The organism is Pseudomonas sp. WC2 (assembly GCF_050586545.1).
Taxonomy (GTDB): Bacteria; Pseudomonadota; Gammaproteobacteria; order Pseudomonadales; family Pseudomonadaceae; genus Aquipseudomonas.
In genome coordinates, this window is the sequence record NZ_JBOBDR010000001.1 from 348,837 (window position 1) to 370,114 (window position 21,278).

Genomic DNA, 21,278 nt, shown 5'->3' on the forward strand with positions numbered 1-21,278 from the left:
ACACCGCGGACCCTGTGGGAGCGAGCCTGCTCGCGAAGACGCCGGCACCTTCAACAAATAGGCTGGCTCGCCCATCGCTTTCGCGAGCAGGCTCGCTCCCACACGTTATGTGTCGCATTAACGATCACCTTCAAGCGGCTTGCGCGCGACAACATTCACCAACGTCTCTTCACGCTGCCCAAACGGCTTGGGTTTGAGCAACCCAAAGCGCTCCAGCAAACCAAAATCCGCCGACCGGCTCCACCACAGATACGGGTAGGAAACGTTCTGCTCGCTAAACTCGAAACCCTGCCCGCGAATCATCTCAAGATACTGCGCCGCACTCTTCTGCACATGCATCGGATGACGAAACAACCAGCGAATCACCCAGGTATCAATGTAAGCCTCGGTGGATTCAGCGAACAGCAGATAGCCACCCGGTTTGAGCACGCGATAGAACTCGGCGAGGGCTTTTTCCTGCTCGACCAGATGATGAAAAGTCTGATGGCAGAACAGCAGATCGACACTGGCGTCCGGCACATTGAGCGTGGCGCAATCGCTGCCGACCAGCTCGACGTGCAGATTCAGCCGCGCCGCTTCTTCAGCACTCAGCTCAAGGCTATGCGGATCGGCATCAACGCCGATCAAACGCTGCGGCGCAAAGGTCTGGCGCAGGTGGGCGAACGACTTGCCCTGGCCGCAACCGGCATCGAGCAACACCGGGTTTTGCGGCAGCGACTCACCGAACAACCCGCGCAAATCGTTGATCGCCACCCGCAACACATGGTGCTGCCAGGTGTGGCTGCGCAGGAACCAGAAACCGAAGCGGGTCTCCTCGACGTAGTTGTCGCTCAAGTAATTCATGTGGCGTCCTTTGCACAGAGTTCGGAAATCATGTTCAAACGGCGCCGCGCTTCGCTGACGAACGGATTGCGCTCATCCCAGGCATAACCGGCAAGGATCGAGCAGATCATCCGCCGGATATCCGCCTGGCTGTCCTCGTAGAAAATCACGTCCTGGAAAGTGCCGGCGTACCAGCCCTCGACGTAGCAGCGGAAGGTGTCGACACCACGCTTGAGCGGCTCGGCAAACTCGGTTTGCCAATCGACCGATTCACCCTGCAACTGTCGGTGCAGCACGGCAGCGGCCATGCTCGCCGAGCGCATGGCGATGGTCACGCCCGAAGAGAACACCGGATCGAGAAATTCTGCCGCGTTGCCAAGCAGCGCGAAGCCCGGCCCGTGCAGGGTTTTCACGTTGGCCGCGTAGCCACCGAGGGTGCGCGCCGGGGTGTCCCAGACGGCGTTGTTCAGCACGCCGGCGAGGCTTGGGGTTTCGGCAATGAAGCTGCGCAGGCAGGCGTCGAGGTCAGCATCGCGACCGGCAAAATGTTTGGCGGCCGCGACCACGCCCACCGAGCAACGGCCGTTGCTGAACGGGATCGTCCAGAACCAGACATCGCGATGTTCCGGATGGGTGGTGACGAGGATTTTTTCGCGGTCGAACGCCGGGTTGTCGATGTGATCTTCGACGTGGGTGAACACCGCTTGGCGCACCGGGAAATTCGACGGTGCCTCCAGATCCAGCAGCCGCGACAGCACGCGACCGTAACCGCTGGCATCCAACACGAAATCCGCTTCGACGCGGTATTCGCTACCGTCCTCGCGGCGCACGTCGAGCTGCGGTCTTGTCCGGTCGAAATCAACGCTGACGATGGCATCGCCGTAGCGAATTTCAACGCCTTGCAGCGTCGCCTGATCAGCCAGCAGTTTGTCGAAATCGGCGCGTTGCACCTGGAACGTGGTCGGCTTGCCGTCGGTAAAGGTGTCGCTGAAATCGAACGCGCTGTAGCACTCGCCCCAAGCGAATGCAGCACCGGTCTTGCGCTGGAAACCAGCGGCGTTGACGGCGTCGAGCATGCCGGCTTCTTCGACAAAATCCAGGCAGTGGCTGAGCAGGCTTTCACCGATGGAAAAGCGCGGAAAGTGCTGGCGCTCGATCACCAGCACATCGTGGCCGTTACGCTTGAGCAACGCAGCGGCGATTGCGCCGGACGGACCGGCACCGATGACCACGACCTGACGGGATTCCATTTCAACGATTGGCACGCGAGCTCCGGGGTAAAGGATGTTGCAGATTCAAAGGTGCGCGATGCAGGCCGATCAGGGCCGGTAGCAGCGTCGCGATCAGGCCCATCAGCATCAGCGCGAAATACAGCGCCGGGGTGATGAGCTGTTGTTGCAGCAGCAAATTGAGAAAAACGATTTCGCTCAGGCCACGGATGTTCAGCAGCACGCTCTCGCGCCAGCGGCTGGCGCCTTCGAACGAGGCGCCGGCCCAGGCGAGGCCGAGCCAGTTGCCGAGCAGTTTACTGGCAATCGGCAACAGCAGCAGCGCCGCCCATTGTGCCGGGCCGAGGCTGGCGAGGGCGCTGTGCACATCGATCTGCACGATGCCGAAAGTCAGAATCAGCGGAATGGCGATCCACGTCTGCAAACGGCTCATCCAGCGCGCGGGCAACGGCAACACGAGCGGTACTTTCAGCGCGGCCATGCACAGCAGATAGCCAATGCCGAAGATCAGCGCGTTGAGTTTGTAATGCTCGGCCATCACCAAAAGCGCAAAGAAGCTGAGGCTGTAAGTCAGCGGCCGGCGCACACGGAACACGTACAGCGCCAGGGGTACACAAGCGAGCACCAGCGGCAGCAGCAGGCTGCTCAGATGCAGGCTGCCTTGGGCGAGGCCGAACAGCGTCCAGCACGTCAGATCGATGAGGATCGCGGTTTGCACCAGACGCCGAGTGGCGGCGGGCGGGTAATCGATGTGGCGCAGATACAGATACAGCACCGGAATCGCGGTAATTGCGAACACCAGGCCGATCGCCAGCGAGTTGAGCCACGGTTGTGCCGGCAGCAGCCAGCCGGCCGCCGCCAGACCGCAGACGAAGGGCACAAGGAAACTCGGCACGGCGATTTTCAGGCTTTGTCGATCCAGCTTCAGATCGATCACATCGCTGAGAATGTGCCCGAGCAGCAGGGCAAAACTCAGGCTGTAGAGGTTTTTCAGCCAGTCTGGAGCGATCAGTTGGGCCCCGCTGAGCTGCCAGCCCGGTTCGATCCAGAAGTACATCACCAGCGGCAAACCGAAGCTTGCCAGCAGCAACTGGCTGACGATCGGAATCAGACCGAAATGCCGGCCCACGCGGGTTGCCACGGCAAACAGCGCCATGGCCAGCAGCCAAAAGCCTGCGACCATCATGCTATGGGCTCCGCGACTGCGGGGGCATGTTCGTGGCGCCCGGCCCACGGTGCGAGCATGAAGCTGAACGCCAGACCGAGGCTCACCGACAAACCGAAGTTGCTCACCGCCGGTGTGCTGGAAACCGCGAGCAAACCAAACGATAACCACGTGGTCACGGCGGCCAGCAAGGTGCCGAGGAGACTTACCGCTGCGCCGCCCACTTGCTCGCGCATGAGAATCGCGTAATCAACGCTGATCGCCGTCACCAACAGCAGTCCGAACAGGCTGAACAGCGTCAGCGGCTGACCGAGCCAACCGAGGCTGGCGAGGCTGCACAGTGCGGCGAGCAACGGCAGGGCAACTATGCGCAGCGCACCGCCGAAGCCGAACGGCAGGATCAGCACCAGCACGATCAACACGCACGAGGCGAGCTTCAGTTCGGCAGCACTGATTTGCGTGGCGGCGAACACTTCATTCAACTCACCGAGACGATCGACCAGCATCACCCCCGGCAAGTCCAACGCCTGAATGCGCAACAGCGAAGGATTGTTCAAGCCTTGCAGACTGGTCATCGCCGCGACGCCGTCGTCGGTCGGGCCGAGCCAGAGCGTGCGGTAAGGCTCGCCGAGCGGACCGGCCAGTGCGGCGTCGATGTCTTCAGCGGGGAGCGCCTGCAATTGCTGTAGCTCGTTTTGCAGCGCCGTGACTGGCACCCCGAGATCGAGCAATGGCTGCCAGTATTGCGGCAGCTTGTTCAGGGCTTCGCGCACTTGCTGCTGTTGGCGCGGCGGGCTGACCAGTTGATCGAGGGCCAGATAGCCTTGCAGCTTGTCGAGATTGACCAGTTGTTCCAGGCGGTCGCTCAGCGCGGCCTGTCGTTCCAGCAATTGCTGTTGATTGGCGCCGCGCACGAGGAAGAATTGACTGGTCGGCTGGTAGCCGGTGATCCGTGCGACCGACTGCGCCTCATCGGTCAGCCGCTGCGGGGCGCCAACCCATTGGCGAATGTCGTTCTTGCTTTGCAGTTGCACCAGACCGCCCACGCAGAACGCGATCAGCAGCGCCAACAGCACTGGCGTGCGCACGCGTTCGAGGAGCTTTTCGCGCAGATTGATCAGGCGCTCGGCCAGATGCAGCGGCCATTGCGCCGGGCGCAGTTCGACGTTGCTCAGCAGCGCCGGCAGCAGGCAAACGGCGGACAGGTAAGCACCGAGCAAGCCGGCGGCGGAGAACACGGCAATTTGCGTCAGCGCCGGAAACGGCGTCCACGCCAGCGCCAGATAGCCGATGGCGCTGGTGATCAGGCTCAAGGTCAGTCCGGACAGCGTCAAGCGCAACGCCGGCCAACTGCGCCACGGCTTCAGGCTCCAGCTCTTCGACAGGTAGTGCAGCGGGTAATCCACCGCCACACCGATCAGGCTGGAGCCGAGTACCAGCGTCATCACATGCATGTGGCCGAACAGCGCCACGCACGCCACCGCGCCGAACAGCATGCCGACCAGCACCGGCACGAACGCCAGCAAAACGCGCCAGCGGCGAAACGCCAACAGCAGCAACAGCAGAATGCCGACGGTGGCACCGCCGCCGACCCAGGTCATCTCGCGAGTGGCTTGTTGCTGACCGTTGGCCGCGTACAGCAAACCGCTGGCAGCCAGCAGCTGCACGTCGGCTTTCTCCGCTTGTTCACGGCTGTGCTCGAGCAGGTCTGCCACTTGCAACGGCAGATTCATGTCGAAGGCATTGCCGGTCGTGCGCGCACGCAGCATCACCCAACTCTTGCCGTCGGCATCGGCGACCAAGGCACCGCTGCCGATGTCCAGTTGCACCGCGCCGTGTTTCGGCTGACTGTTCTGAATACGTCCGGTCAGGCCCAGCCAGTCATCCTGGCTCGATACCAGACTGAAACCGGTGAAGGGGTCGAACAGCGCCTGCACGCGCTGCTGAATGAACACGTCGGGGTGTTCGCTGAGCAGTTGCCGATCGTCCGCAGAGAGCATCGCCAAACGCCCTTGCAGCAGTTGCGTGCGCAGGGCGGGTAGGTCTGCTTGCAGATTCCACTGCACTTTTTCGAACAGGCCGCTGGCCTGCCATTGCTCGCCCAGCGTCTGCGCCATGGCCACCGCTTGCTGGCGATCAGCGTGGCCGACCAATACCAGCATTTCGCGGTTGAGCGGCTCTTGCATGCGCTGTTCGGCGCGCAGTTCGAGCGCATCGGGATTGGTGCCGGGCACCAGCTCCATCAGGTTCGCCGACAGCGGCGCACCGTCGCGCCACTGCCACCCGGCCAGCGCGACGACAGCCAGCAGCAGGATCAGAAACAGCCAGGGCAGCCTGCGTTCACTCGGCAAAGTCATGTTGCTCCGCGTCGCTCAACGGTTGATTGGCAGTGCTGTCCTGCATGCGCAGCACGGTGCTGTCGCCTTGGGTTTCCAACAGTTCGATGGTCTGCACCAGCGCGCCGCCGTCGATGTTGATCTGGTTGAACACTTGCTTGAGCAACAGCGAACGCGGGGTCAGCGTGAGTTTCCATTGCTGTGCGTCGCCGCTCAAGGCCAGTTCGAAATCCCGTTGCAGGCCGCTGCTGTCACCTTGCAGCACGGCGAGAAACAAGCGGTTCTGCTCGGCGCCCGCGCTCTTGTTCGGCAGCAATTGCCAGCCGTTGTCGTCGCGGCGGGCGATGCCTTTGGCGGTGATCCGGTAATCCTGCTTCAGCGGGGTTTTCAGCAACCAGAGCAGGCCATGATTTTTTGCGAGGACGAAACTGCCCTTGCTGATCAACGGTTGCGGCAGGGCGCGCAGGTGTTTTTCCTGGATGAACTGGCCGTGGATTACGTCCGGTTTCGCCAGTTGCTCGCTGAGTTGTTGCAGGTCAAAGGCGTTGGCCAGTGTCGACATTGCCAGCAGCGCCAGCGCGCTCAGGCTTTTCACAAAGATATTCATCGCAGCATCCTTTCCACGGCGTCGGTGAAGACTTTCGGTGAGGCGAGCTGCATCTCGCGGCTGCTCACTTCGACGGCGACCTGCACCGAGCTGGCGCGGGTCAGGCGTTCGCCGCTGTGCAGATCGGTGATCAGATAGTTGATCTTCAGACGGTTTTCCCACTCGACCAGACTGGCGCGCACATTCAGGCGCTGCCCAAACACCGCGCCGCGCACGTAGCGCAGTTGCAGGTCGATGATCGGCCAGGCGAACCCGGACTCGACCATGTGCGTGTAGTTGTGGCCTATCTTGTCCAGCAGCGCACAGCGCGCGACTTCGAGGTATTTGACGTAATGGCCGTGCCAGACCACGTGCATGGTGTCGACGTCAAAAAACGGCACGAGGATTTCGGTGTCGGCGTGCAGTACTCCGGCGCTACGCATGCAGCCTCCAGTGTTGCGCGGCGATGCGTTGCAGGCACAGGCGCAGTTCGCCTTCCAGTGCGCGGTCTTCAATGACCGGCGGGAAGTCTTTGGCCAGCTCTGCGTGCATGGCTGCCAGCGATGGTGGCAGCGGACGGGCGTCTTCGACCTGCGCGCGCAGCCATACACCTTGATTGGCGGCGAGCAGGGTCGCGGCGGCGACCTGTTCGGTCAGCTCCAGCACACGAATCGCATCGCGGGCGGCGATGGTGCCCATGCTCACTTTGTCCTGGTTGTGGCACTCGGTGGAGCGCGAGAACACGCTGGCTGGCATGGTGTTTTTCAGCGCTTCGGCGGTCCACGCGCTGGTGCCGATCTGCACGGCTTTGAAACCGTGGTTGATCATCGCGCGATCCGCCGGAGCGCCCGACAGATTGCTCGGCAGACCGTGGTTGTAGCGCTCGTCGACCAGCAAAGCGAGCTGGCGATCCAACAAGTCGGCGACGTTCGCCACGAGGTTTTTCAGGCTGTCCATGGCGAACGCAATGTGCCCGCCGTAGAAGTGCCCGCCGTGCAGCACGCGCTCGGCTTCGGCGTCGATGATCGGGTTGTCGTTGGCGCTGTTCAATTCGGTTTCGATGAACGACCGCAGCCAGTTCAGGCTGTCGGCCAATACGCCGAGCACGTGCGGGGCGCAGCGCAGCGAGTAGCGATCCTGCAAACGATGCAGCGGCGCAGTCGGTGCGTCGATCGCCAGATCTTTGCGCAGCCACGCGGCGACCTGCATTTGCCCCGGGTGCGGTTTGGCGGCGAACAGGCGTTCGTCGAAGTGCTCCGGATTGCCTTGCAGCGCGACCACGTTGAGCGCGGTGATGCGCGTGGCCAGTTGCAGCAGATAATCGGCGCGGGCGAAGGCCAGGCAGGCGAGGCCCGTCATCACGGCGGTGCCGTTCATCAGCGCCAGCGCTTCTTTCGGGCGCAGCACCAAAGGTATCCAGCCGAGTTCGCGATGCACGTCGGCAGCCTGACGGCGCTCGCCACGGAACATCACTTCACGTTCGCCAGAGAGGGTCGCGGCAACGTATGACAGCGGCGTCAGATCACCGCTGGCGCCGACCGAACCTTCTTCCGGAATAAGCGGCAGGATGTCGTATTCGAGGAACGCGTGCAGGCGCTCCAGCAGCTCGACGCGCACGCCGGAGACGCCGTGGCACAGCGACTGCAAACGCGCCGCCAGCACCGCACGGGTGGCTTGCGCGTCGAGCAGTTTACCCAGCCCGCAACCGTGAAAGGTGTAGAGGTGACGCGGCAACGCTTCGACGTGATGCAGCGGCACCGCGACTACACAGGAGTCGCCGTAACCGGTGGTCACGCCGTAGATCACGCCTTCCTTGTCCAGCAACGAATCGAGGAATCGCGCGCCCTTGGCAATGCGCTCGCGATAGTCGGCGTCACTCTGCAACTGCACGGGCGCCTGACGGTTGGCCAGGGCCAGCACGTCTTCGATGCGCAAAGGGCGTTCGCCGAAGGTTACCGGCTCATGGGTTGGCGTCGTCATCGGTCTTCCAGAAAGGGTAAAAGTTGAACCATTGTTGCGGCGCTTCGAGGCAATAGTGACTCAGGCGCTGCGCATAGCGGGTGGCCCACTGATGAATGACCTGCTCGCGCTCGCTGCGCTTCCACACCACGGCGTCGGCGAAGGGTTCGAGGGTCAGGCGATAGTGGCCGTCCGGTTGCTTGAGGCACATCAGCAAGTTGACCGGGCATTTGAGTAGACCGGCCAGCAGCCATGGGCCTTGCGGGAAGGGCGCCGGGTGGCCGAGAAAGTCCACGGTAACGCTGCGCCCACCGTGCAGCGGCACGCGGTCGCCGGCAATCGCCAGCCACTCGCCGCGCTCCAGGCGTTCGTGCAGTTGCAGCATGATCACCGGGTCGAGCTCGCTGACCTGAATCAGGCGCAAATTGGTTGCCCCTGCCTCACCGAGCAGACGATTGAATTGCTCGGCGTGCTTGGTGTGCACCAGCACGTTCATGGTGACCTTTTCACCGATCTCCGCCAGTGCGCGGCAGACTTCGAGGTTGCCCAGGTGCGCGCCGACCAGCAGTTGCCCGCGACTGCCGCGCAACTGATTGCGCAGCAGCGCCGGGTCGATGATTTCGATCTGTTCGATGCGCAGCTTGCCGTTCCACACATCGAGCTTGTCGAGCAGCGAATCGGCGAAGGCCATGAACTGGCCGAACACGCGCCAGTGGCTTGGACGCAAATCCTCGCGCTGGTTCCATTCGGCCAGGCGTTGCTGGTATTGCCAGGTACTGCGTCGCGCGGTGCGACCGAACAGGAAAAAGTACAACACGATGCCGTACAGCAACGGGCTGAGCAGGCGTCGGCCGAGGACTTTGGCGGCGAACGCGGTGAATTTCATCAGCAGGAAACTGCCGCGTTCTTCGCGGTCGGCCCAGTGCTTCTTGTCGGCTTCGTCAGTCATGCGCGCCACCGTCGCCAGAGGATCAGTGGAAAGCGCAGCAACATGCCGAAGAACAGGCGAGTGTGCATGCTCGAAATCAGCGCGTTGTCATGGAACAGGCGAAAGTGCGACACACCGTCCAACGGGTAGTGCACGCTGGTTTGCAACCAGCGCATCGGCTGATTGCGCCACGACAGGCGCACCAGAATGTCGGAGTCGAAATCCATGCGCTTGCCGATTTTGGCCGAGTCGATCAGTGCCAGCGTCGGAGCCAGCGGATAAACGCGGAAACCGCACATCGAATCGCGGATCTGCAGCGACAGCGTGTTGATCCACACCATCACATGGGTCAGGTAGCGCGCGTACAAGCGGCCCTTGGGCACGCTGTCATCGAACAGCGGATAACCGCAAATCATCGCCTCGGGATGGGCGCGGGATTCTTCAACAAAACGCGCGACGTCGTGCAAATCGTGCTGGCCGTCGGCATCGACCTGCAAGGCATGGCTGAACCCCAGTCGTGACGCCTCACGCAGACCGGTCATCACCGCGCCGCCCTTGCCCTGATTGGCGGTGAGGCGCACCAGATGCACATCTTCACGTTCGGCCAAGGTGTCGAGCACTTTGGCGCAGGATTGGCTGCTGGCGTCGTCCACCAGAATGCACGGCAGACGTTGCGCCAGCAGGGCGTCGACCACGGTGGTGATTGCGGTTTCGTGGTTGTAAACCGGAATCACGGCGCAAGGGTTATGCATGAGCGGCTCCCAGCAGAATGCGCCCACTGGAGCAGGTCGCCGTGTCATTGCGATAAGCGAAATACAGTTTGCTGCGCTCGGGATCAAAGCGCAGGTGCAGCTGGATTTCATCGCCGGGACGCACCAGTTGCTGGAATTTCAGCACTTCCATGCCGGCGAACGGGCCGGTCAGATTCAGCAGTTGGCGACCGAGGTTCAGCGCCCACTCCACCTGCACGACGCCCGGCAGAACCGGAGCCTTGGGGAAGTGCCCGCTGAAATAGACCAGATCCGGCGGCACGCTCAGTTGCAGGCTCCATTCACCGTCCGTCTCCACCTGTTCCAGCACTTCAGGCGCTTTCGGCCGTGGGGCAAGCAGCAGCGCTTCGACGTCGGCCTGAGGCAGTTTGCCCTGGCTGTTCAGCGGCAATTGCCGCAGCAGACGCCAGCGCCGTGGCAAGGCCAAGGCTTCGCAATGCTGGCTCAGATGTTTGCGCAGGCTTTCCGTCAGGCTGCGCCGGCCGTGTTCACGCAAGGCAAACAGCCCAGACGCGCTGAGCACCAGCAGAGCGCCAAGGGACGCACGGTTTTCCTGCACCACGCCCAGACGCGCTTCAGCGACCCAGTCGTGAGCGACCAAGGCTTGTTCGAGCATGGGCAGGGAGATGCGTTTCTCTTCGAGTTTGACGATCCGGTCCAGGCGCCCGAGCAGTTCGAAGCGACCGTCGCCCTCGATGCGCGCGGCATCGGCGGTGTGTTCGATATGGCCGGCGGGCAGGTAAGGCGAGGCAACCAACAGTGCACCGTCGTTGTCCTGACTCAGCTCGACCCCGGCAAACGGTTGCCACAGCGGTTGGCCCTGGCGCCAGGCGATACCGCCGGTTTCCGAGCTGCCAAGGATCTCGGTCGGCCACTGCTGCAGGCGTTGCTGCAGGCTTTTCGCGGCGTCGGCCGGCAGCGCGCCACCGGAGGAAAACACTCGGCGCACCGCACTCAGAGCCGGCCAGTCGAGGTTGTCGCCCATGCGCTTGAGCAGCGCCGGGCTGGCCACCCAGGCGAAGGCCGGATATTCGCGGCTGGCGCGCTGCAAATCTTCCGGAAAGGCCAGTTGCGCCCGCACGAACGAACGCCCGGCGCAGAGCGGCCACAGCACGCGGAACAGCAGGCCGTAGATGTGCTGGGTGGCGACGCTGCCGATGATGCAGGCTGCACCGAGATCCGCGCCCCACAGTTGCTCCAGCGCCTCGACCTCGTTGGCCATTTGCCGCAGGGTCTTGTCGATACGCTTGGGTTCTCCGCTGGAGCCGGAAGTACACAGGCTCAGGCGGCATTGATCGAGGTCCAGTTCGGCGGCGGGCAATGCTGGCTGATAAAGGTCAATCAGATGCGCGTCATCGGCGTGATCGGTCAGCCACAGATCGACGTCAGCCGACCAGCGCTGGCGCGTCTGTGCCTGCAAATCGGCCGGCAGCAGCACGCTGACGCCCGCGCGCCAGGCACCGAGCAGGGCGATGGCGAGATCAGCGGCATCTTCCAGATGCACGGCCAAGCGTTTCACACCCTTCGCCTGCAGGCCGGCGGCAACGCTCAGGGCCTGCTCGCACAATTGCGCGTGATCGAGTGCCGGTGCGTGGCTGATCGCCCGCGCCGGCAGCGCCTTGAGCAATAGCTGCTCAAGTTTTATCCAATTCATGTACGGCCTCTTACCCGTTGTCGTATCAGCCATTCAATGGCAAACATCAGGCCGATCAATCCATAGGAGATCAGGCCGGTGTACAACATCCACCAATTCAGCGGCGCCCACAGGGTCAGGAGGGCGGCGCACAAACCGTTGCAGAAGAAAAACACGCTCCAGGCCACAGTGACCTTGCGTGTGTAACGAATCGCGACGTCCGGCAGCTCTGGCTCACGCAAGCGCGCCATGCGCTCGACCATCGGCGGGCCGTATTTCAAGCTCAGGCTGAACAGCACCAGCATGAAGCCGCTGATCAGCACCGGGTACCAGCGCAGCAACAGCGGGCTGTCGAACAGCGCCAGCAACAGGCAGAACACGATTGCCACACAGGCCATCCACAGGCTGCCGGGCTTGCGTTCGCCAGTCAGTGCCCGCGCCAGCCACAAGCTGCCGAGCAACAGGCCGAACTGCCACGGCGCAAAATGCTCCATGCCGAAATACACCGCAAAGGGGTACAACAGACCGGCCAGCAGCAGGCCGAGGCCGATCAATCGGCTCATGCGGCCGGTTGAACCAGACGGTAGACCGCCTCGACCACGTCACCGACCGTGCGCACTGATTTGAACTCTTCAGCGGCGATCTTCTTGCCGGTCTGACGCTTGATGTGATCGATCAGGTCGACCGCATCGATGCTGTCGATTTCCAGGTCCTGATACAGATTGGAATCCAGGCTCACACGGGCCGGATCCAGTTCGAACAGCTCGACCAGGGCAGCGCGCAGGGTGTTGAAAATATCGTCACGAGTTTGCATGGTCCGGTCTCAAGCTGCCTGTTTTGCCGTGACGAACGCCGCAAGGCTCGCCACGTTGGTGAAATGGTTGCGGGTGTCTTTGGCGTCGGCGTCGATTTTGATGCCGTACTTTTTCTGGATCGCCAGACCCAGTTCCAGCGCGTCGACGGAATCCAGGCCCAGGCCTTCGCCGAACAGCGTTTGTTCATCGCCGATGTCGTCGACGCTGATGTCTTCGAGGCCGAGGGCGTCGATGATCAGCAGTTTGATATCACGATTCAGATCGCTCATCTTCGGCGAGCTCCTTAATAAAGTAAGAGTGCAAATAATCGTTGAGCTTGCGCGAAGCCTGCGGTGCAGGCCCCTGCGCGGCAAAGGCTTGTGGGTCTATATCGGCCCCGACGCGAAAACTGAAGTGCACGCGGCGGCTGGGGATGCGATACCACGGCTCGGCTTTGGTCAGCGTGGTCGGGCTGACCTTGATCACCACCGGGGTGAGGATTTTCGCACCGCGCAGGGCAATCGCCGCCGCCCCCCGATGAAAGGCCGGCGCCTGACCCGGCTGGGTGCGCGTGCCTTCGGGGAAAATGATCAGGGTCTGGCCGTTTTGCAGCGACTCGGCGGCAGCATCGAGCATGTCCATGCTGCCGTCATTGCTGATGTATTCGGTGCTGCGCAGGGGGCCGCGAGTGAAGGGGTTTTCCCACAGGCTCTTCTTCACTACGCAATTGGCCTGGCGCACCAGGCCGATGAGAAACACCACGTCGATCAGCGACGGGTGGTTGGCGATGATCATCTGCCCAGGGCGACCGAGGCGTTCGGCGCCCTGAATGTCGTAGGTCAGCACCCCGGTACGGGCCATGAACCGCACGAAAAACCAGAACAGCCGACTGACGGTCTGCCGCGCGCGCTGGCGATGCTTGAGCGCATCACCGCCCAGACAGCCGAGTATCGGAAACACCACGAGACGCAGGCACAGCCCGCCGAGCCCGAACAGGGCGAAACTCGCCGCGGTGGCCAGCAGGCGCCAATAGTAGGCGTCGCGGTTTTTCCCGGTCACAGGCTGCGTTGCCAGGTCCATACACGATTTTTCCAGGCATGTTGGCAAAGGGGTTGCTGGCCGAGCAGGGTTCGCAGCAGATTGAGCGCGTGGGGCCAGTGCGGTTTTGACACTGCTTGCGAGGTGCTGTTCAGGGTCAGCCGCCAGTCGGTACCGGGGGTGAGCAGCAGGCCGACGGCGTAAGGAAACGGTACATCGTCGATCCATTTCGAGTAGGCGACGGGCGGCTGTTCTTCGGTGATCACCAGCAGCACGGCAGGGGCGCCTTCATTCAACAGGGCAGCCGCTTCGAGCATGCCGTGTTCGAGGCCGTCGCCCGCGGCGGCAAGGGCGGTCATTTCGCTGGTTTCGCCACGCATGATCGACCACAGGCCAATGATCGCGTTGTGTACTGAGAGGCTGAACTGGGTCGGCGACAGCGGCTGGTCGGTGGCCAGATCGCTGAGGATGTCGTAAGTGCGCGGGGTTTCACCGTGGCGCGAAACAAACACCAGCGGCAGATTCTCCCGTCCGTCTGCCAGTGGCCAGCCAACGCTGAATGCCATCCGCGCCAGTCGACTGAGGCGGCGGCGCTGCATGGCCGGCAAAAACGACACATCGGGCGCGGCATCACTGCTCTGGAGCACAACCGGCTGTCGGCTCCAGGCCTGCCAGGCGTCCACGCTGTCGAGCCCCGGGGCCCACGCGCGCCATTGGGCGATGTTGAAGTTGATCACGGACATTCATCCCGCCCCTGCGGGCTTTTGTTGACGCGTTGAATCACCAAAACCGCGACGGGCGTGGCGTGGCGCTTGGCGCCGAGTGGCGCGCATTATCCCGGTGAGACGGGTGTGTAGCAAATGTTGGTTACATTTTGTGCAACGAAATGTACTGCTTGGTTTGCGGTAAAACTGTCACTTGGCCATTATCCAGATTGTCAGCGGCGTGTCTGTCGGCCGTCTCGGCGATCAATGCAAGTTTCTACGCCGGGCATGCGGGGATATTTGCACCGGACTCTGTAGTCCGTGTCCGTGAAGGTGGCAAAGCGAGGCTGCGCGCATCTACACTCGGTCATTCTTTGATACACGGAGGTTTGGTCATGCGGCGCGTGGTGTTCAATCAGAAAGGTGGCGTAGGCAAATCCAGCATTGCCTGCAATCTGGCGGCGGTCAGCGCCAGCGAGGGGTATCGCACGCTGTTGGTCGACCTCGATGCTCAGGCCAACTCCACTCAATATCTGACCGGGCTCACCGGCGACGACATTCCGATGGGCATCGCCGAATTCTTCAAGCAAACCCTGTCTTCCGGGCCGTTCTCGAAGAAGAATCAGGCCGACATCTATGAAACCCCGTTCGACAACCTGCACATCATCACCGCGACAGCCGAACTGGCCGACCTGCAGCCCAAGCTTGAGGCCAAGCACAAGATCAACAAGCTGCGTAAGTTGCTGGATGAGTTGTCCGAAGATTACGACCGGATCTACCTTGATACCCCGCCGGCACTGAATTTTTATGCGGTATCAGCGCTGATTGCCGCTGATCGCGTATTGATTCCCTTCGATTGCGACAGTTTTTCCCGTCAGGCCTTGTACGGGCTTATCGCGGAAATCGAAGAGCTGAAGGACGACCACAACGAAGGTCTGGAAGTTGAAGGCATCGTGGTCAACCAGTTCCAGGCCCGGGCCAGCCTGCCGCAGCAGATTCTTGATGAATTGATTGCCGAGGGTTTGCCGGTATTGCCGGTGTATCTGTCCAGTTCGGTGCGCATGCGGGAGTCGCACCAGGCCAGCATGCCGCTGATTCACCTCGATCCACGGCACAAGCTCACCCAGCAGTTCGTCGAGCTGCACGACCTGCTCGAAGGTCACTGATTTCCTGAGCCACCGAAATCCCCTGTGGGAGCGAGCCTGCTCGCGAATGCGTCAGTTCAGTCGACATTTTCGTTGACCGATCTACCGCTTTCGCGAGCAGGCTCGCTCCCACTTTCGATCTGTGTTGGGTTAGATGCCTTGGCTGCGCAACCAAGCCATCAACTGCGGCAACGGAAACGCACCACTTTGCCGCGCCACCTCTTTGCCGTTCTTGAACAGAATCAAACTCGGGATCGAGCGAATCCCCAACTGCGCCGACAACTGCTGATTCGCCTCGCTATCAAGCTTGGCCAGCCGGCACTTGCCCGCCAGTTGCGCTGCCGCCTGCTCGAATACCGGTGCAAACGACTTGCACGGCCCACACCACTCCGCCCAGACATCCACCAGCAACGGCAGATCGCCCTTGATCTGACTGGCGTAATCGCCTTGCTTGAGTTCGAAGGGTTTGCTTAGCAGCACCGGGGATTTACAACGACCGCATTTGGGCTGATCGGTGAGACGCTCCGACGGGATGCGGTTGAGGCCGTTGCAGGAGGGGCAGGGGATGAGGAGTGGTTCGGACATGATGGGCTCTCAGGCAGGACGTCTATGAGACTGATCTGGAGGCAAAGTCACGATTATCAAGGAATTGATCTGTAGGTCCTTACCTTCCTCAGTTGAGGAAAGGGCCTACGCACGTCTGCGCGGAGGCTGACTATCTGTATTTTATCTAATCGGTCATCTTGTGCAGAACTGAGCGAAATACGTTCCTATGACCGCCAAGACCGTTAAACGCCTTCCACTCTCGGAGCTTTTGAAGGGCTCTGAATATCTAAAAACCTTAAATGCCCGGACGAGTTGTTCGCTCACCGGGGACTCTGTTGGCTTTGAAAGTGTTTGCCTTGATTCCGGTGCGGACCAAGGTCCGGGTCGCTTTACTCGTTTTCTGCAGTTGCCAGAAAACGAAGACGACTACGATGCCTTGGTGTTGGCGGTCGACAAACTGCTGGAAATTACCGGTGATGACGAGTCTCATCCGTTGATGAGCTTGGTGGATATCATTGGTGACTGGATTGAAGAATGGGATCAAACGCATCACCCGGTCCCAAAACCTCCGGGTTTTGAAGTATTGGGATATCTGATGCGTGAGCATGGTTTGACCCAGAGCGACTTGCCTGGAGTGGGCACTCAGTCAGTCGTCTCTGAGATCCTGAGCGGCAAGCGGCAACTAAACCTGCGACAGGTTCGATGGTTGGCTGAGTACTTCAAGCTGCCTGTAGACGTATTTATCTAGCTTGCCTCACGAAGAACAACTGATCTCCAAATGCTTGCCCCACTCCGGAGGGCGCTCGGCAAAACCATCCATCCCCGGCTGTTCTTCAAACGGTTTGCTCAGCACCGCGTGCAGCCGGCGTACCTCTGAGTAATCCCCTTGCTCCGCCGCGTCGATAGCTTTTTGCGCCAAATAATTACGCAGGATGTACAGCGGGTTAACCGCGTGCATCCGCGCGCGGCGCTGTTCTTGATCAGGAACGCCATCGCGCGCAACCCGGGCGACGTAGCGTTCGCCCCAGGCGTCGAAGCCTTTGATGTCGACGAAGTCGTCACGCAACTGGCCGACAGCCTGCGGAGCTGATTCCTCGCCGAGTCGGCGGAAGAACAACGTGTAATCGACGCCGCTGTTCTGCATCAGTTGTAGCAGGTCCTCCAGCAGATTCTGGTCGTCGTCTTCCGCCGTTGTGAAGCCGAAGCGGCGGCGCATCAGGTCGAGGTAGTGGGCCTGAAACAGCGGCAGGTACAAGCCGAGGGTTTCGCGCAGGGCTTCGACGCTGATGAATGGCGTCAACGCCTGAGCCAGTGCGCTGAGGTTCCATTGGCCGACCGGCACCTGATTGCTGAACGAGTAGCGGCCCTGATCATCCGAGTGGTTGCAGATGAAGTTCGCATCGAAGTCATCGAGGAAGGCAAACGGGCCGAAGTCGAAGGTGATGCCGAGGATCGACATGTTGTCGGTGTTCATCACGCCGTGGCAGAAGCCGTATGCCTGCCATTTGGCGATCAGTTCGGCATTGCGCTCGACGATCTCGCGGAACATCGCCAAGTACGGTTCCGGCTGTTCCAGGCATTCGGGGAAGTGCATCGCCATAACGTGTTCGCCGAGTTGCTTTTGCTGCTCGGGACGCTTGGTGTAGTAGAAATATTCGAAGTGGCCGAAGCGGATGTGGCTCGGCGCCAGACGCAGCACCATGGCCGCGCGTTCCTGCTTTTCGCGCCAGACCGGCGTGTCGGAGCCGATCACGCAAGCTGCCCGTGAGGACGGAATGTTCAACGCGTAAAGTGCTTCAGAGGCGAGGAATTCGCGGATCGACGAACGCAGCACCGCGCGACCGTCGCCCATGCGCGAAAACGGCGTCTGCCCGGCGCCCTTGAGGTGCAAGTCCCAGTGCTCGCCGGCCGCATTGTAGACATCGCCGAGCAGTAGCCCGCGACCGTCACCCAGTTGCGGCGTGTAGCCCCCGAACTGATGCCCGGAATAGACCATCGCGCGCGGCTCGGCATCGGCCCACAGCTTGTGGCCGCCGAACAGTTCGGCAAATTCCTGGGTTTCTGCGGTGGCTGGATCGAGATCCAGCAGGGCCAGAGCCGCCGGGCTGGCGACGACCAGGCGCGGGTTGTCGATCGGCTCGGGCAGCACATGGGCGGAGAACGCATCGCCGAGGCGGGCGAAGCGATTGTCGAAGGTCAGTTCGTCGAGGGCTTTCAAGGGCCTGCTCCAGCAGAATGTCCGAGCATTCTGCTGGGAATAGGCCGGTTAGTCGAGTTTGGCCGGCGGCGGCTCTTGCAGCGGTTTCTGATCGTCGGCCACCGGCACGATGGTTTTCGTCTCCGGCTCGATCGGCACCATCTTGTATTCCTGGCCGTGAAGGTTCTTCAGGTAAACCTCCATCTGGCGGAACGAGATGTTGATGTGCTGCTTCTTGAACTCGCGATTGATGAAGCGATTGACCTCATCGAGCACCGGGTTACGGTCGCCAAGATCACGCACGTGCATGCGCAATTCGTGGTCGAGGGTGCTTTCGCCGAAGTTGAGGAAGTACACGTGCGGCTCGGGTTCTTTCAGCACGCGCGGGTTCTCGCGGGCAGCCTTGAGCAGCAGCTCCTTGACCAGATCCAGATCCGAGCCGTAATCGACGCCGAGTTTCAGCGTGACCCGAGTGATGGTGTCGGTCAGCGACCAGTTGATCAGTTGTCCGGTGATGAACGTCTTGTTCGGGACAATGATGTCCTTGCGGTCGAAGTCGGTGATGGTCGTGGCGCGGATGCGGATCTTGCTCACCGTGCCCGAGAGGTTGCCGATGGTGATGGTGTCACCAATGCGCACCGGGCGTTCGAAGAGGATCATGATGCCGGAGATGAAGTTGGCGAAGATCTCCTGCATACCGAAACCGAGGCCAACCGACAGCGCCGCTACCAGCCATTGCAACTTGTCCCAGCTCACGCCGAGGGTCGACAGGGTCGAGACGAAACCGACACCGGCGATCACATACGACAGCAACGTCGTGGTCGCGTAGGCACTGCCCTGCGCCAGGTTCAGCTTGGACAACACGAACACTTCAAGCAGACCCGGCAAGTTGCGCGCGAGGGCGAAGGTGATGCCGATGATGATCAGCGCGCCGAGCATGTCGCCGATGCTGATCGGCACCATGCTCATGTTGGCGCCGGTGCCGCTGGTGTATTCGTAGAGGGTGATGTTGTCGAGGTACGAGAACACCGAAATCAGGTCCGACCAGACCCAGTACAGGGCCGCGATAAAGCCGCCGAGCAGGGCCAGACGGATCAGACGCAGGGACTGTTCGTTAACCTTTTCGATGTCCAGCGTCGGCTCTTCGATCACCGCTTCGCCGTCGCCGGCCTCTTTCGCCGCCTGACGTTTGGCCAGGGCGCGCTGGTAAGCCAGGCGCCGTGCAGCAACGCTCAGGCCGCGAACGAAAGTGGCTTCGATCACCAGCCAGAACATCAGCAAGTAGAGAGTGTTGATTAAACGGTCGCTGAGTTTCAGCGCGGTGTAGTAGTAGCCGAAGCACACCGCGACAAACAGCGCGATCGGCAGCAACGTGAACATCACCCCGACGGCTTTGCGGAACAGTGAGGTGTTCTCGTGGGCCGGGCTGCTGATCAACAGGCGGCTGAGCAGCCACGCCATCAGGGCGTAGCAGGTCAGCACCACTGGCATGCCGAGGACGTCGTCGGCCAGCGCCGCCGGTTGCAGTTCGGCGACGGCCACGATGGTCACCAACGCCATCACCACCAGACCGAGTCGGCGGATCCAGCCCTGGAGGAATTCGACCTGCGGCTTTTCCCAACGGAAGTGCAATTCAGCCACGCCGCCCGGCGCGAGAATCCGGTAAGCGGTGTAGAACACCAGCCACGCCTGACCCATTTGCAGCAGCGCCGCGCCCATGTTGGCGTTCTGTCCACGGGCGTCGATCTGCAGGGCCAGACCGCACAGCGCCAGACCCAATGCCACCGGCATCGCCAGCAGAATGTTGATCAGGATCGCCTGCGGCGTGTGCCATTGGCTGTCGCGTTTGAAGTGACCGATGTCCTGGTGAACCTTGTTCAGCCGCGCGTAGAGATTCTTGCGCCGCCACAGCAGTGCGCCGATCAGCAGCGCCAACGGCAGGAACAGCAGCGGTCGCTGGATCAGCCCGTCGGTCAGTTCGCTCAGGCTCGAAGCCCACGGCAGCGTATCGATCTGACGCTTCAGGCGCTCCGGCACGCTGCGCATCCACTCGATATCCAGCGGCTTGTTGCTCGGAATCCAGAACATCTGCTCGTCGAGGGTCGCGCGCAGGCTCTGCGCGGTGCTTAACAGTTGTTTCTGATTGAGTTGCAGGGTGATCGATTCGTTGAGCACCGCGCTCAGTTCGCGGTTCAGCCGCTCCAGCAGGTCGGCGCGGGTGTTGGCCAGATCCAGCAGGCTTTTGCGCAGTTGCGGGGTGACTTGTTCTGGCGGCTGGGTGGCAAGCAGATTGTCGACATAGGTTGCCGGGTTGCTCAGCAGTTCACGTTGCTGGCTGACTTCGAATTGATACAGGCGTATGTCGGCGATCTGGTCCGCGAGGTCGCGATCGACCTTCAAACGTGGCAGCGCCTGTTTCTGCTTATAGAGAATCTTCGACAGCAGCAGGCTGCCCTTGAGCACGTTGATCTGCTCGTCGAGGGCCGAATCGCTCTGGGTCAGGCTGTCGAGTTGCTGTTTGGTCTGCAGGTTCTGCTGGGTGACTTCGTTGAGGCGGTCGGTGCTTTTCAGCAGGTAGTCGGAGAGCTTGAGGTTGGCCGTGCTTTCGCTGGCGAGCAGGCTGCTGCCGCCGGCCTTCTGCGCTTCGATGGATTGCTGAGTCACGGTTTCCTGGGACTGCGCCAGACGCTTCTGGTTGATCAGCGTTTGCAGTTCCTGAATTTCGCGGTCGAGGCGGTCGGATTTCTCCGAGAGCAGGTCATGTTGAGCGTTGCCCAGATCCTGCAACTGGCTGTTGCCGGCCAGTTCCTGGCGGCGCAACGGGATCAGCGCGTTCAATGCGGCGAGTTCGGCATTCAACTGATCGCGCTGCTCGGCGCTGACAGTTTTGCCCGCGTCTTTGCCGGACTTGAGGATGTTGGTGATCTGCTGAATGCGCGTCTGGCTGGCGGAGATTTCTGCCTGAGCGCGCTCCGGGCGCGTCTGCGCGGTGATGATCAGGCTGTTGGCGTCGGCCAGGGCTTTTTGCAGATCACTTTGCTGAGTGGAGCGATCAGTGAGGATCTGCTCCAGCTGCTGGATCGATTCCTTGGGAAAGCGCTGCGCCACCGGCACGATTGCCGTGGCCTTAAGACGGCTCAGCTCGCGGGCGTTTTCGATGGTCTGCTTGGGCGCGGTCGCCAGTTGCTGCTTGAGATCGATCAGCTTCTGTTCGTAATCACGCTGGTTGTTCAGCTGATTGAGGGTGTTCTGCAGGACGGTTTGCAGGGTCTTTTTGTCGGCATCCGGCAGTTTGCTGTCGGCGAGTTTGTCCAGATTGGCCTGCACGGCTTCGCTGGACGGCGGTTCGGCGGCGTAAATCGGGCCGACAGTAAGACTCAGGCCCAGCAGGGCCGCGGCGAAAAAGGAGCGCAGGGTAGGCATAGA

20 protein-coding genes are annotated in these 21,278 nt (G+C 61.4%); 2 read left to right on the forward strand and 18 right to left on the reverse strand.

Annotated elements, in window-relative coordinates:
* Positions 1-117: 117 nt before the first annotated feature.
* Genes ACQ4OE_RS01670 through ACQ4OE_RS01740 form a run of 15 tightly spaced genes read right to left on the reverse strand, consistent with a single transcriptional unit; the run spans position 118 to position 14,003 of the window.
* Positions 118-843, reverse strand: a complete 726-nt coding sequence (locus ACQ4OE_RS01670) for a class I SAM-dependent methyltransferase (protein ID WP_122593904.1) — start codon at positions 841-843, stop codon at positions 118-120.
* Positions 840-2,087 (reverse strand): NAD(P)/FAD-dependent oxidoreductase, encoded by a 1,248-nt coding sequence (locus ACQ4OE_RS01675; protein ID WP_430945429.1) that lies wholly within the window; start codon positions 2,085-2,087, stop codon positions 840-842. Before ACQ4OE_RS01675 ends, ACQ4OE_RS01670 begins: the two co-directional genes overlap by 4 nt.
* Entirely contained in the window at positions 2,074-3,237 is a 1,164-nt protein-coding gene (locus ACQ4OE_RS01680; RefSeq protein ID WP_430945430.1) for a sodium:proton antiporter, read from the reverse strand. Before ACQ4OE_RS01680 ends, ACQ4OE_RS01675 begins: the two co-directional genes overlap by 14 nt.
* Positions 3,234-5,573 carry an MMPL family transporter gene (locus ACQ4OE_RS01685; protein ID WP_430945431.1) on the reverse strand — a complete coding sequence of 780 codons (2,340 nt, stop codon included), beginning with the start codon at positions 5,571-5,573 and terminating at the stop codon, positions 3,234-3,236. Before ACQ4OE_RS01685 ends, ACQ4OE_RS01680 begins: the two co-directional genes overlap by 4 nt.
* Entirely contained in the window at positions 5,557-6,159 is a 603-nt protein-coding gene (locus tag ACQ4OE_RS01690; RefSeq protein WP_430945432.1) for an outer membrane lipoprotein carrier protein LolA, read from the reverse strand. Before ACQ4OE_RS01690 ends, ACQ4OE_RS01685 begins: the two co-directional genes overlap by 17 nt.
* Positions 6,156-6,581: an acyl-CoA thioesterase gene (locus tag ACQ4OE_RS01695; RefSeq protein WP_016983876.1), complete on the reverse strand. Its 426-nt coding sequence runs from the start codon at positions 6,579-6,581 to the stop codon at positions 6,156-6,158. Before ACQ4OE_RS01695 ends, ACQ4OE_RS01690 begins: the two co-directional genes overlap by 4 nt.
* Positions 6,574-8,118 (reverse strand): HAL/PAL/TAL family ammonia-lyase, encoded by a 1,545-nt coding sequence (locus tag ACQ4OE_RS01700; protein WP_430945433.1) that lies wholly within the window; start codon positions 8,116-8,118, stop codon positions 6,574-6,576. Before ACQ4OE_RS01700 ends, ACQ4OE_RS01695 begins: the two co-directional genes overlap by 8 nt.
* Entirely contained in the window at positions 8,099-9,046 is a 948-nt protein-coding gene (locus ACQ4OE_RS01705; RefSeq protein WP_430945434.1) for a glycosyl transferase, read from the reverse strand. The genes ACQ4OE_RS01700 and ACQ4OE_RS01705 overlap by 20 nt, the downstream gene beginning before the upstream one ends.
* Positions 9,043-9,777 (reverse strand): glycosyltransferase family 2 protein, encoded by a 735-nt coding sequence (locus ACQ4OE_RS01710; RefSeq protein WP_122593897.1) that lies wholly within the window; start codon positions 9,775-9,777, stop codon positions 9,043-9,045. Before ACQ4OE_RS01710 ends, ACQ4OE_RS01705 begins: the two co-directional genes overlap by 4 nt.
* Positions 9,770-11,449, reverse strand: a complete 1,680-nt coding sequence (locus ACQ4OE_RS01715) for an AMP-binding protein (RefSeq protein WP_430945435.1) — start codon at positions 11,447-11,449, stop codon at positions 9,770-9,772. Before ACQ4OE_RS01715 ends, ACQ4OE_RS01710 begins: the two co-directional genes overlap by 8 nt.
* A complete protein-coding gene (locus tag ACQ4OE_RS01720) occupies positions 11,446-11,991 on the reverse strand; it encodes a hypothetical protein (protein WP_430945436.1) in 546 nt (181 codons plus the stop codon). The genes ACQ4OE_RS01715 and ACQ4OE_RS01720 overlap by 4 nt, the downstream gene beginning before the upstream one ends.
* Positions 11,988-12,242 (reverse strand): acyl carrier protein, encoded by a 255-nt coding sequence (locus ACQ4OE_RS01725; RefSeq protein ID WP_122593894.1) that lies wholly within the window; start codon positions 12,240-12,242, stop codon positions 11,988-11,990. Before ACQ4OE_RS01725 ends, ACQ4OE_RS01720 begins: the two co-directional genes overlap by 4 nt.
* Before the next feature lie 9 nt (positions 12,243-12,251).
* Positions 12,252-12,512: a phosphopantetheine-binding protein gene (locus tag ACQ4OE_RS01730; RefSeq protein WP_016983882.1), complete on the reverse strand. Its 261-nt coding sequence runs from the start codon at positions 12,510-12,512 to the stop codon at positions 12,252-12,254.
* Positions 12,493-13,302 (reverse strand): lysophospholipid acyltransferase family protein, encoded by an 810-nt coding sequence (locus tag ACQ4OE_RS01735; protein WP_430945437.1) that lies wholly within the window; start codon positions 13,300-13,302, stop codon positions 12,493-12,495. Before ACQ4OE_RS01735 ends, ACQ4OE_RS01730 begins: the two co-directional genes overlap by 20 nt.
* The gene (locus tag ACQ4OE_RS01740; protein ID WP_430945438.1) at positions 13,278-14,003 is read right to left on the reverse strand and encodes a beta-ketoacyl synthase chain length factor; all 726 of its coding nucleotides are present in this window, start codon (positions 14,001-14,003) and stop codon (positions 13,278-13,280) included. The genes ACQ4OE_RS01735 and ACQ4OE_RS01740 overlap by 25 nt, the downstream gene beginning before the upstream one ends.
* Before the next feature lie 356 nt (positions 14,004-14,359).
* Here ACQ4OE_RS01740 and ACQ4OE_RS01745 point away from each other — a divergent pair, with 356 nt between their 5' ends.
* Positions 14,360-15,130, forward strand: coding sequence for a ParA family protein (locus ACQ4OE_RS01745; protein WP_122593891.1), 771 nt, complete (start codon positions 14,360-14,362; stop codon positions 15,128-15,130).
* Positions 15,131-15,259: 129 nt separating this feature from the next.
* On the opposite strand, the gene trxC is transcribed toward ACQ4OE_RS01745, so the two are convergent.
* Entirely contained in the window at positions 15,260-15,694 is a 435-nt protein-coding gene (gene trxC, locus ACQ4OE_RS01750; protein WP_430945439.1) for a thioredoxin TrxC, read from the reverse strand.
* A 361-nt stretch (positions 15,695-16,055) separates the two neighbouring features.
* On the opposite strand from trxC, the gene ACQ4OE_RS01755 reads away from it, so the two are divergent.
* Positions 16,056-16,403 (forward strand): helix-turn-helix domain-containing protein, encoded by a 348-nt coding sequence (locus ACQ4OE_RS01755; protein WP_430945489.1) that lies wholly within the window; start codon positions 16,056-16,058, stop codon positions 16,401-16,403.
* 6 nt (positions 16,404-16,409) lie between these two features.
* On the opposite strand, the gene selO is transcribed toward ACQ4OE_RS01755, so the two are convergent.
* Together selO and mscK are read right to left on the reverse strand one after the other, a co-directional pair.
* On the reverse strand, positions 16,410-17,873 hold the full coding sequence (selO, locus tag ACQ4OE_RS01760) for a protein adenylyltransferase SelO (RefSeq protein WP_430945440.1): 1,464 nt from the start codon (positions 17,871-17,873) through the stop codon (positions 16,410-16,412).
* A 48-nt stretch (positions 17,874-17,921) separates the two neighbouring features.
* Positions 17,922-21,275 carry a mechanosensitive channel MscK gene (gene mscK, locus ACQ4OE_RS01765; protein ID WP_430945441.1) on the reverse strand — a complete coding sequence of 1,118 codons (3,354 nt, stop codon included), beginning with the start codon at positions 21,273-21,275 and terminating at the stop codon, positions 17,922-17,924.
* Between the last annotated feature and the right edge of the window lie 3 nt (positions 21,276-21,278).

Excerpts from the sequence above, each read along its gene's own strand:
- ACQ4OE_RS01695 (WP_016983876.1), bottom strand. The coding sequence starts at position 6,581 with ATGCGTAGCGCCGGAGTACTGCACGCCGACACCGAAATCCTCGTGCCG.
- ACQ4OE_RS01730 (WP_016983882.1), bottom strand. The coding sequence starts at position 12,512 with ATGAGCGATCTGAATCGTGATATCAAACTGCTGATCATCGACGCCCTC.
- ACQ4OE_RS01745 (WP_122593891.1), top strand. The coding sequence starts at position 14,360 with ATGCGGCGCGTGGTGTTCAATCAGAAAGGTGGCGTAGGCAAATCCAGC.
- trxC (WP_430945439.1), bottom strand. The coding sequence starts at position 15,694 with ATGTCCGAACCACTCCTCATCCCCTGCCCCTCCTGCAACGGCCTCAAC.
- ACQ4OE_RS01715 (WP_430945435.1), bottom strand. The coding sequence starts at position 11,449 with ATGAATTGGATAAAACTTGAGCAGCTATTGCTCAAGGCGCTGCCGGCG.
- ACQ4OE_RS01700 (WP_430945433.1), bottom strand. The coding sequence starts at position 8,118 with ATGACGACGCCAACCCATGAGCCGGTAACCTTCGGCGAACGCCCTTTG.
- ACQ4OE_RS01670 (WP_122593904.1), bottom strand. The coding sequence starts at position 843 with ATGAATTACTTGAGCGACAACTACGTCGAGGAGACCCGCTTCGGTTTC.
- ACQ4OE_RS01725 (WP_122593894.1), bottom strand. The coding sequence starts at position 12,242 with ATGCAAACTCGTGACGATATTTTCAACACCCTGCGCGCTGCCCTGGTC.
- ACQ4OE_RS01680 (WP_430945430.1), bottom strand. The coding sequence starts at position 3,237 with ATGATGGTCGCAGGCTTTTGGCTGCTGGCCATGGCGCTGTTTGCCGTG.
- ACQ4OE_RS01690 (WP_430945432.1), bottom strand. The coding sequence starts at position 6,159 with ATGAATATCTTTGTGAAAAGCCTGAGCGCGCTGGCGCTGCTGGCAATG.
- ACQ4OE_RS01740 (WP_430945438.1), bottom strand. The coding sequence starts at position 14,003 with ATGTCCGTGATCAACTTCAACATCGCCCAATGGCGCGCGTGGGCCCCG.
- mscK (WP_430945441.1), bottom strand. The coding sequence starts at position 21,275 with ATGCCTACCCTGCGCTCCTTTTTCGCCGCGGCCCTGCTGGGCCTGAGT.
- ACQ4OE_RS01720 (WP_430945436.1), bottom strand. The coding sequence starts at position 11,991 with ATGAGCCGATTGATCGGCCTCGGCCTGCTGCTGGCCGGTCTGTTGTAC.
- ACQ4OE_RS01685 (WP_430945431.1), bottom strand. The coding sequence starts at position 5,573 with ATGACTTTGCCGAGTGAACGCAGGCTGCCCTGGCTGTTTCTGATCCTG.
- ACQ4OE_RS01710 (WP_122593897.1), bottom strand. The coding sequence starts at position 9,777 with ATGCATAACCCTTGCGCCGTGATTCCGGTTTACAACCACGAAACCGCA.
- ACQ4OE_RS01735 (WP_430945437.1), bottom strand. The coding sequence starts at position 13,302 with ATGGACCTGGCAACGCAGCCTGTGACCGGGAAAAACCGCGACGCCTAC.
- ACQ4OE_RS01705 (WP_430945434.1), bottom strand. The coding sequence starts at position 9,046 with ATGACTGACGAAGCCGACAAGAAGCACTGGGCCGACCGCGAAGAACGC.